The sequence below is a fragment of the Pararhodospirillum oryzae genome, from assembly GCF_007992075.1.
Lineage (GTDB): Bacteria > Pseudomonadota > Alphaproteobacteria > Rhodospirillales > Rhodospirillaceae > Pararhodospirillum > Pararhodospirillum oryzae.
Window position 1 is genome coordinate 1 of the sequence record NZ_BJZO01000121.1, and the last position, 9617, is coordinate 9617.

Sequence of the window (9617 nt, forward strand, 5' to 3'; positions counted from 1 at the left end):
TTAATATATTTTTGCCATGGATTGCAAAACGGCTTTCCTGGATCAAACTCCAGACCTGCTTTTCCTATCCGTTGCTCGAAGGATCCCCTGCCATGCCTGCATTTCCTTCTTCCCGGTCCACGGCACGGCCCGCGCCGCCCGCGCGCCGGCTCCTCGCGATGCTGGGGCTGGCCCTGGCCTTCCTGGCGGGCGTCCTTGTTCCCGACTCCCGCGCCGCCGACCAGGAGCCCTTGCGCCCCTTGAGCGTTCTGCTCGACTGGTTCGTGAATCCGGACCACGGCCCGCTGGTCATCGCCCAGGAAAAAGGTTACTTCCGGGAGGCGGGCCTGGAGGTCACGTTGATCGCCCCCGCCGATCCCAATGACCCGCCCAAGCTGGTCGCGGCGGGCAAGGCCGATATCGCCGTCGGCTACCAGCCGCAGCTTCACCTGCAAGTCGCCGAAGGGCTGCCCCTGGTGCGCTTTGGCACCTTGGTGGCCTCGCCCCTGAACTGCCTGGTGGCGCTGCGCGACGGGCCGGTTCACTCCCTCGCCGATCTCAAGGGGCGCAAGGTGGGCTTTTCGGTGGGCGGGTTCGAGGACGCGCTTCTCGACACCATGCTGCGCCATGCCGGCGTCGATCCGGCGACGGTCGAGAAAGTGAACGTGAACTTTTCGCTGGCGCCCTCGGTCATTTCCGGGCAGGTGGACGCGGTCATCGGTCCGTTTCGCAACTTCGAACTGACGCAAATGGCCCTGGCCGGCCATCCCGGCATTGCCTTCCTGCCCGAGGACGCGGGCGTGCCGCCCTACGACGAGCTTGTTTTCCTGGCCAACCGGGATCATGCCAGGGATCCGCGCCTGGGGGCCTTCCTGGACGCGGTGGAGCGGGCCGTGCTGTTCGTCCTCAACCACCCCGAGGAAAGCTGGACCTTGTTCAAGACCGCCCATCCTGAACTGGACGACGCCCTCAACCGCCAGGCCTGGCTCGATACCGTGGGCCGGTTCTCGACCGCGCCGGCCGCCGTCGATCACGGACGCTACCGGCGCTTTGCCCAATACCTGAAGGACCAGAACCTGATGACCACCTTGCCGGCGGTCGAGGACTACGTGGTCGAAGTCGCCCGCTGATCGCGGCCCGCGTGGGCACGCCGGGGGAGCGACGAGAAGCTCCCCCGCCAAGCCCCCCGGCGCCACCCGAGCGGATTACCCGGCCAGCGCCCGCGCTTCCCGCGCCTCGCCGGCACTCACGCCGTCGCCTTCCGCCACGCCATAGAGGGCGGCCTGATGCAGTACCTGCCGGGCCCAGGCGGCATGGGTGGCCGGTTCGCACATCACGCGATCGATCTGGAACACGGCCGGTGCATCCTCGCCCAGGATGCACCGCGCCGCCGTGACCTCGCCGGAAGAAACCCGGTACTCCCGTTCGATGGGCGCGACCTGAACCGGATGGATCGCGGTCTTGCCCACCAGCCCATGCTCCAGATCCCGGTGAACCTCGGCGCGCAAGGTATCGATATCGCCGAAATCATCGAAAACCGGCGCGGTCAGGTGAAACCCGAACGGCCGGAACGCCGCCACCAGCGCGGCAATCACCGGTCCCAGCGCGGTATCGTAAAGGGTTCGTCCGGGACGACGGCGCAAGCTCAGCAGGTTGAACAGGTCGTTGCCGCCAATGCGCAAGGCCAGAATGCGCCGGCGGACCTCGGGGGCCATCAGAAGCCCGCGCAGGGCGGCGAGCGCGGCGGGATCGAAGACCTCGCGGGTTTCCAAGGTGGGCATCAAAAGATGGGGGCTGCCTTCGGGCAAGACCGCGAGGGCGTCTCGCAAGCTGTCCTGGGTCGTTTTGGGCAGCACGAAACCGTGCACCGCCTCGATGCCCGGCAGCGCCAGCAGGCGGGCGAGCACGGCCTGGGTGCGCGGGCGGATGAACAGCAAGGGCCCGTCGGGCGCGATCTGGGGCAGCGCGGCCGCCAGGTTGTCAAGGGCATGGCCGACGTGATCCGCATGCACGCTGTCCTCGGTGCACAGGATGATCGACCGCACCCCGGGCAAACGCTGCCCGTTGGCCACCGCGACCAGATCGGAGCGGGTCGCGGGCACGTACAAGCTGGCGCCAAGGCGCAAGGGGGAAAGGGACATGGCTTTAGCTTCCCAGCGACTTGATGAGAACACAGGCCAGATAGGGCAAATCCGGCTCGACCTCGACCGGCACGCCCCGGGTTTCAGCCAGGGCGAGCAGGTGGCGCACGTCGGGCGCCGTGGCGTCGCGCACGATCAGGCGCTCGGGCACCCGGCGAAGCAGGGCCCGGGTGGACTCGCCGATCCCGGGCTTGACGTGATGGGGATTGCCGCCGGTCCGCCGGGCCATCACGGTGACAAACGCCTGGCTCTGGCGGGCAAGATCGGCGCGGCGACACTCGGGCCAGCGGGCGGGCTCGGCCCCCTCCAGCGCCTGGACCACGTCGTGCTCCTGTTCATCGACGTACCAGCGGCTGAGATCATGGGCGGCCAGATGGTCCAGAAGCAGGCAGCCGTGAAAGTCGCCCGGCCCGATCAGGTCGGGGTGAAGAACCGTGCGGCTGACCAGCCCCGACACCACGCCGTTGAGCACCGCCGAGGGGATCACATAGTCCTCGGCCCCGGCGGCATGGGTGGCGACCCCGGCCAGGTCGGAGAGCACCGCGAGCGGGGCCTGGCTCAAGGCGGGCAGATCGCGCGCGAGCGAGGCACGCAGTTCGCCCGCGATCACCCCCTTGCCCGTCCAGCCATCAATGAACACGAGATCGGCGGCGTCATGCGCGGCCAGGATGGTTTCCACGGCCACGCGGTCGAGGCCCCGGTCGCGCACGATCGACACCGAGTAATGAACGCACGCCCGCCCCAGCCGGACCAGGGCCCGGCGCAGGAGTACCCCCACCGGGGTGCCGGCGCGCGCCAGGCTGACCAGCACCACCTCGCGCCCCGGACGTTCGGCCAGGGCCAGGGCGAGGCGGGCCACGTCGCGCCCGACCCGGGCCCGGTTGGCGGCGAAGGCGGCGTGAAACGCCTCCAGGTAATCGGCGGCGGGCGGCCGCTCGGGCGAGAGCATCTCGGAATAATGGCGGGTTCCGGCCTGAAGCGCGGCTTCCTTGGCGTCCACGTCAAGCAAGGGCGGCGTGACCGGCTTCAACAAAAAGGTCACGTCGGCCGGATCGTAGCTGCCGGGAAACCCCAAGGCAGACGGATCAAACGGGCGGCAGGACCGGGAAATGGCGCCGGGGTTCATGCGGCCACCCGGGCGGTCACGATCTGCGTGGCGCTGCGGTCCAGGTGGGCCATGATCTGCGAGCCCGCCGGCGTCATGGCGTAATCGCACAAGGCCATGAACCCCACGTCGGTCAGGCTGTCGCCGATCCCCACCGTGAGGCGGGGCCCCGGCGGCGCCAGGACTTCAAGGTAATAAGAAACCGCTTGAGCCTTGCCCAGGAACGGGGGCAAGGCCGCCTGGTTGGCGCCGTTGACGTGCAAGGTCCAGTCCAGGGGCACCAGGGCGGCCAGGGTGTCGGCCACCACCGGGGCCAGACGACCCTCGTCCCGGGGGGGCTTGACCGACAGGTAGAGGGGAAGCCCCGCATCCTCGATGATCTCGATCCGGGCCGGGGCCTGGGCGGCCTGGGCCACGCGCCGCAAGCGCTCGGCCACGTCCAACAGTGTCGGGGCAAAACGGTGGGCGGCCTGGGCCATGCGCTCGTGCCAGGGCAGGCACGGCTGACCGTCGGCCCCCAGGATGACGCCGCCAAACGAGCAGATGGCCTCGGGGCCCAGCCCCCCCACCAGAACCCGGCGCCAGGCGGCCACCGAGCGACCGGTGACCGGCACCAGATGGCTTCCCTCGGCCAGCCAGGCCAGGAAAGCCGCCTGATGGTCGGTTTGATAGGACAACGGCTGACCGTGCACGTCATGGGTCGCCAGATGACGCGCCGCCGGATTCTTGCGGGCGGTCTGGAACAAGGTATCGTCCAGGTCAACCAGGATCAGGCGTTGCATGCCCTGCCCTCCTCATCATGGTTCGCGAAGTAGACCGGTTGGGCGCCCAGGGCGTCGATCAGACTTTGCTGGGCGGTGGCGGGCGGTGTTTCGTAGCAAACCAGAATTCGGTCGTATTGATCGGGGGATACGCCGTACAGATAGTTGGGAATGCCATCTTGGTAGGCGTCCGGGAACTCCAGGGCCGCGCCGATGGCATGCCCGGGCAGAATGGGCGAGCGGGTGGTGGCCTGCATCACGACATCGCCGCCTTGGGCCGCCAGCGCCCGGGCCAGTTGAAAGGGCGGGTGAACGAACTCGCCGGTGCCCAGCACCAGCACCCGTTCCCCCGGGCGCACCCGCGCCCCGGCCGCCGAGGGCGGCAAGGCACGCGGCCCCCGTTCGCCCAGACGCGCCCCCCAAGGCGGCAGCAGGTGATCCTTGAGCGTCCCCGAGCCCACCACGTTGGGAAGCACCGGGGGGGCCTCGCCGGTTGGCGTGAAGCGAAACCCGCCTTCCAGCAGCGAGACGAACCGGACCGGCACCCCGGCGTGGGCCGCGAAGGCAGCCCGGCGTTCCTCGCCCATCCAGTCGGTAAGGGTCACCATCACGACCTGGTCCAGGGCGGGCAGCACCTGGCGGCTGGCGGCGATCAGGGCGGCGAAGGTGGCCCCGGTCGAAACCTCGTCGTCGATCAGGACCAAGGTCCGCGCGTGTGCCAGCAGGTCGCCGCCGCTTGCCTGGTCCGGCCGGTAGACGCGGTGATCGGTGGCGTGGCTATGGCTTTCCTGGAAGGTCAGCAGCAAGGGCCGGGACAGATGATAGCGGGTCGAGGCCAGATACAGGGCATCGTCGCGCCCGCTCGCGGCCTGCCACGCCTCGAACACGCCCTGGCCCAGGCCCACGGCGGTTTCCGCCATGCCCAGCATCATGACCGGCCCCGGGAGGGTGTCGCCCAGGGCCGTGGCCAGGCGCCGATGGGTTTCTTGCATCACGGCGGGGGACGAGGGCAGGTGGCGGCCCAGAACCTTGCTCACGAACAAAAAAGGCCGGCGCGGGTTGCGGCGGCTTGCAAAGCCCATCAGGGCGTCCAACGGAAGATCGGCCCGGGTCACGGTGACATCCAAGACGCCATGGGACAAGCGAACCGTTACACGGTCGGACTCAGGACAAAAGGGACCAACCCACCTGGAACCGGCGGCCAGGGCGGCGGATGTCGTCATGGAAGGCTCCGTGAGAAAGGGAATTCGGGTCAGGAAACGCGGGTCGTGGGAGGATTGGACTGTCCTGGTGTCCGGCCCCGGGCCGTCGGCAAGAAAACAAGGGCCCGTCCCGTTTGTTGTGTCGGGGCCACGAATGGGTCGGGGAAAAGCGGACACCGCTTTTCCCGCAAGGACAACAACAAACTCAAGCCCGGACAAAGGCATCCAGAGTCTGCCCGCTTGAGCATGAAACGGACGGACTCTGGCCTTCGAAAAACGGAACGGGCGCCGAAGCCGGCGGAAATCAGTTCACCTTGGGGTCAAGGCTTCCGGCGGCGTAACGCTTGGCCATGTCGGCCAGGGCAACCGGCTTGATCTTGCTCGCCATGCTGGCGGCGCCGAACTGCTCGTAACGCTCGCGGCAGATCTTTTCCATGGCATCCATGGCGGGCTTCATGTACTTGCGCGGATCGAACTCGGCCTTGTTCTCGGCGAACACCTTGCGAATGGCGCCGGTGATGGCCATGCGGCAATCGGTATCGATGTTGACCTTGCGCACGCCGTGCTTGATGCCTTCAACGATTTCCTCGACCGGCACGCCGAAGGTCTGGGGCATCTCGCCGCCATACTGATTGATGATGTCCTGCAGGTCCTGGGGCACGCTCGACGAGCCATGCATGACCAGGTGGGTTTCGGGCAGACGGGCGTGGATCGCCTTGACCACGTTCATGGCCAGGATGTCGCCGGTCGGCTTGCGGGTGAACTTGTAGGCGCCATGGCTGGTGCCGATGGCCACGGCCAGGGCATCGACCTTGGTGCGGGCCACGAAGTCGGCCGCCTGATCGGGATCGGTCAGAAGCTGGGAGTGGTCCAAGGTGCCCTCGAACCCATGCCCGTCTTCCTTCTCGCCCGCGCCCGTTTCCAAGGACCCCAGGCAGCCGAGTTCGCCTTCAACCGACACGCCAACCAGGTGGGCGCATTCGGCGACCTTGCCGGTCACGTCGCAATTGTACTCGTAGGAGGCGGGGGTCTTGGCGTCGGCTTCCAAGGACCCGTCCATCATCACCGAGGTGAAGCTGGCGCTGATCGCCGACAGACACGTCCCCAGCGAGTTGCCGTGATCTTGGTGCATGCACACCGGAATCTCGGGGTACATTTCGGCGACGGCCTGGATCATGTGCTTGATCATGATGTCGCCGGCGTAGGAGCGGGCGCCTCGACTGGCCTGCAAGATGACCGGGCTGTCGGTCTTGCGCGCCGCGTTCATGATCGACAGAACCTGCTCCATGTTGTTCACGTTGAAGGCCGGCATGCCATACCCATGCTCGGCGGCGTGATCGAGAAGCTGACGCAGGGAAATCAGGGCCATCGTGGACGTCTCCTTGAGTGGGAACGGATTCCTGATTGAAAAAACGGGCGGCGTTGCAACGGGCACCAGCGGCGCCAGGGCCGGGGGTCCTCTTCGCTCAGCGTCTTTTCGAAGAGTGCCGCTCCGGAATCAAGCCAAGTCTTCTTGAAACCCCGCGTTCGCCCTCGCACCAGCCGCCCCCGATCCTCTTTAGCGGGATCTGGGCAAGACCTTCCGCCGAATCCGGTTTTACCTTGCAAGGCCATGCCGGCCAAAAGGAGGGGACCAGGGCGCGAACCCCGCCTTCCCCCATGGCCCCGACCTCATAGCCCCGGGCCCGATGTGGGGATCTCCCGGCGCGGGCGCAACCCCGGATCGCGCCCGCTCAGTCGGGATCGCGCCCTTCCTCCAGGAACAAAACGTCCTCGTCGTGTGGCAGGGGTAGCGGGATCTCGTCGCCCGAAGGAAAGCGCCAGGTGTTCTTGCCGGCCCGTTTCGCCTGGTACATGGCCTTGTCGGCCCGACTGAGCAGATGCTCGGCGTCGAGGGCATGCATGGGGAGCAGGGCGATGCCCACCGACGCGCTGATGCGGGCAACCTGGCCCTTCACGTCGAAGGGAGCGGCCAGGGAAACCAGCACCCGCTGGGCAACCCGTTGGGCGTCGTCGGCGTCGACAAGATCGGTCAGGATAAGGGTGAACTCGTCGCCCCCCAGCCGGGCCACGGTATCGGAATCGCGCGCGCAGGCGAGCAGACGGCGGGCGGTTTCGCTGAGCACCTGATCGCCGGCGGCATGCCCCAGGGTGTCGTTGATCCGCTTGAAGCCGTCGAGATCAATGTACAGCAAGGCCAGGACCCACCCGGAGCGCAGCGCGACGGCCACCGCGTTGGCCAGGCGGTCGTGAAAAAGCGCCCGGTTGGCAAGGGCGGTCAGGCTGTCGTAGTTGGCCTGGTGGCGGATCCGTTCCTCGTCGCGCTTGCGCTGGGTCACGTCGGTGAGGATCAAGGCCGCGTACCCGTCCTCGTCGGGGGAGGACGTGGGCAGGGGTGCCCCGGCCACGCGCACCGCATAGTCCGATCCGTCGGGGCGCTTGCTCCAAAGCTCCTGATCCCATCGACAGCCGGCCTCAATGGCCGCCAGCAAGGAGTCCAGCAACAGGGTTTCGCCGAACAGGAAATCGGCCACCGACCGGTCCTTCAGCGCGCTCGCCTCGATCCCGGTGATTTCGGCGAAGGCCGGATTGACGAGGTGCAAGATCCCGCGGCGGTCGCACACGGCAAACCCCTCGGCGGCGTTTTTGAAGAGGGCGTTCGACAGCCGCAGGTGAGCCTGGGCCTTGTGGCGTTCGCTCACGTCGCGCACCACCACCACCCAGCCGGCCGGGGCCTGATCGTCGTCGTCAAGGGCGGTGCGGGCAACCTCGGCCGGAAAGGGAGCGCCTTCGTGGCGCACCACCATGACCTCCTGGAACCCCTCCCCTCCGGGCCCGACCATTCGCGCATCGAACAGGGCACGGGGGGGGGCTTCGCCGCTGTCCGCCCGCAACAAGATTTCGTCGAGAGCGCGGCCGACGAGAAGCGAAGGGTCCATCCCCAGCAGACGCCCAGCGGCCCGGTTCGCGAAGCGCACGCGCCCGATGCCATCCACCCCCAGGATGCCATCCCCGGCGGCTTCCAGAATCCTTTCGTTCTGACGCATCACATGGCGCAGGTCGCGGGTGCGGGCCTCGACGCGGGCTTCCAGCTCCCGGGCGTGGCGCTGTTCGCGCTCCTGGGCTTCCTTTTGCCCGGTGATGTCGCGCGCGACCAGCACGAACACCGTGTCGCGGCCCTGGACCAGGCGGCTCACCGCCAGGGCCAGGGGAACGGCCTGACCGTCCGGACGCCGCCCCTGGCGCTCGGTCGATCCTTCCGCCAGAGCGCCGCCGCGCAGGAAATCGGCCGTGAACCCGGGCAGCACGGTTTCGACATCGGTGCCGACCACCCGCGCCGCCGCCACCCCGAAGATGCGTTCGGCGGCCAGGTTGAACGAGGCGATCAGCCCGTCGCGCCCCACGGTCAGCACCGCCTCGCCCACATGGGCCAGGATGCCGACGAGCCGGGCCTCGCGCATGCGCACGCCCTCGGCGGCCTGCTGGCGGGCGGTGATGTCGCGCGCCTCGATCATGGTGCACTCGCCCGCTTCCTCGCGAAAACGGGTCACGCGCATTTCAACGTCAAGACGCTGGCCGCCGAGGGCTTGCAGGCGCACCGGAACCAGTTCGTCTTCCTGAAGCATTCTGTCCAGGCCTTCGTCGAACAAGGCCCGGTAATCGGAGCAGACAAAATCGGCGAAGGCACGCCCAAGCGCCTCGCCCCCGGGAGCGCCCAGCATCCGGGCCCCGGCCCGGTTCAAGAACGTGATCGTGCTGCCTCGCAGCAGACAGATCAGATCGAAGGACAGATCGACCATGCGGGCCAGACGGTTCTGCTGGGCCAGCAAGGCATTGACCCCCTTGATCTGCTTGCGGATGTCGCGCCCGAGAAGGACGACGAGGGGAGCGCCGTCTTCGTCGCGCGCGGCCCGGGCCTGGACAACAAGATGCAGGGTCGATCCGTCCAGGCACCGCAGCGGCAAGGTCAGCCCGGTGGGCTCCTCCAGCAGAACCTCAAGACGGGAATCGATCACCGTGGTGTAGGGGGGCGACAGGAAATCATGAAACGGTCGCCCGATCACCGCCGGATCCCGCCCCGGCGTGCCCTTCCCTCCGGCGAGCAGGCACTGGCCTGGTTCGTTCACGGTGACAATCAGCCCGTCCCGGCACACGCAAACCAAGACCCCCGGCATGGTGGAAACAAGATCGGCCACCACCTCGCGCACCACCGGGGAGGATAAGGGCGCCATGGCTTCCGGGGTGATGGTTTGCTGCGTTGCACTCATGCCCCCGATCCTTTCGACGATCCGGCCGTCGCCTGTCTTGGCAAAATACCCCGCCCGACGATAGCAGAAGGGTCCGCCGGCGGCGAAAACAAACTGCCCTGGCCGCCCGAAACACGCGAAACCTGGATCGGGCTCTTCGTCGTCACCAAGGCAATCGGATG

Annotated in this window: 7 protein-coding genes; 1 reads left to right on the forward strand and 6 read right to left on the reverse strand. The window is 67.7% G+C overall.

Annotation, left to right across the window (positions count from 1 at the left end):
- Positions 1–92: 92 nt before the first annotated feature.
- Positions 93–1109: an ABC transporter substrate-binding protein gene (locus ROR02_RS15145; RefSeq protein ID WP_246135583.1), complete on the forward strand. Its 1017-nt coding sequence runs from the start codon at positions 93–95 to the stop codon at positions 1107–1109.
- Positions 1110–1184: 75 nt separating this feature from the next.
- Here the strand turns inward: ROR02_RS15145 and ROR02_RS15150 are convergent, their stop codons facing one another.
- From ROR02_RS15150 to ROR02_RS15175, 6 genes are all read right to left on the reverse strand, one after another.
- A complete protein-coding gene (locus ROR02_RS15150; RefSeq protein WP_147164882.1) occupies positions 1185–2120 on the reverse strand; it encodes an HpcH/HpaI aldolase/citrate lyase family protein in 936 nt (311 codons plus the stop codon).
- A gap of 4 nt (positions 2121–2124) precedes the next feature.
- Positions 2125–3246, reverse strand: coding sequence for a cysteine protease StiP family protein (locus tag ROR02_RS15155; protein ID WP_147164883.1), 1122 nt, complete (start codon positions 3244–3246; stop codon positions 2125–2127).
- The gene (locus ROR02_RS15160) at positions 3243–4007 is read right to left on the reverse strand and encodes an HAD family hydrolase (RefSeq protein WP_147164884.1); all 765 of its coding nucleotides are present in this window, start codon (positions 4005–4007) and stop codon (positions 3243–3245) included. The genes ROR02_RS15155 and ROR02_RS15160 overlap by 4 nt, the downstream gene beginning before the upstream one ends.
- A complete protein-coding gene (locus tag ROR02_RS15165; RefSeq protein ID WP_147164885.1) occupies positions 3995–5209 on the reverse strand; it encodes a phosphoribosyltransferase family protein in 1215 nt (404 codons plus the stop codon). Before ROR02_RS15165 ends, ROR02_RS15160 begins: the two co-directional genes overlap by 13 nt.
- 283 nt (positions 5210–5492) lie before the next feature.
- On the reverse strand, positions 5493–6557 hold the full coding sequence (gene fba, locus ROR02_RS15170) for a class II fructose-bisphosphate aldolase (protein WP_147164886.1): 1065 nt from the start codon (positions 6555–6557) through the stop codon (positions 5493–5495).
- 364 nt (positions 6558–6921) lie between these two features.
- The gene (locus tag ROR02_RS15175) at positions 6922–9456 is read right to left on the reverse strand and encodes a sensor domain-containing protein (protein WP_147164887.1); all 2535 of its coding nucleotides are present in this window, start codon (positions 9454–9456) and stop codon (positions 6922–6924) included.
- Positions 9457–9617: the final 161 nt, after the last annotated feature.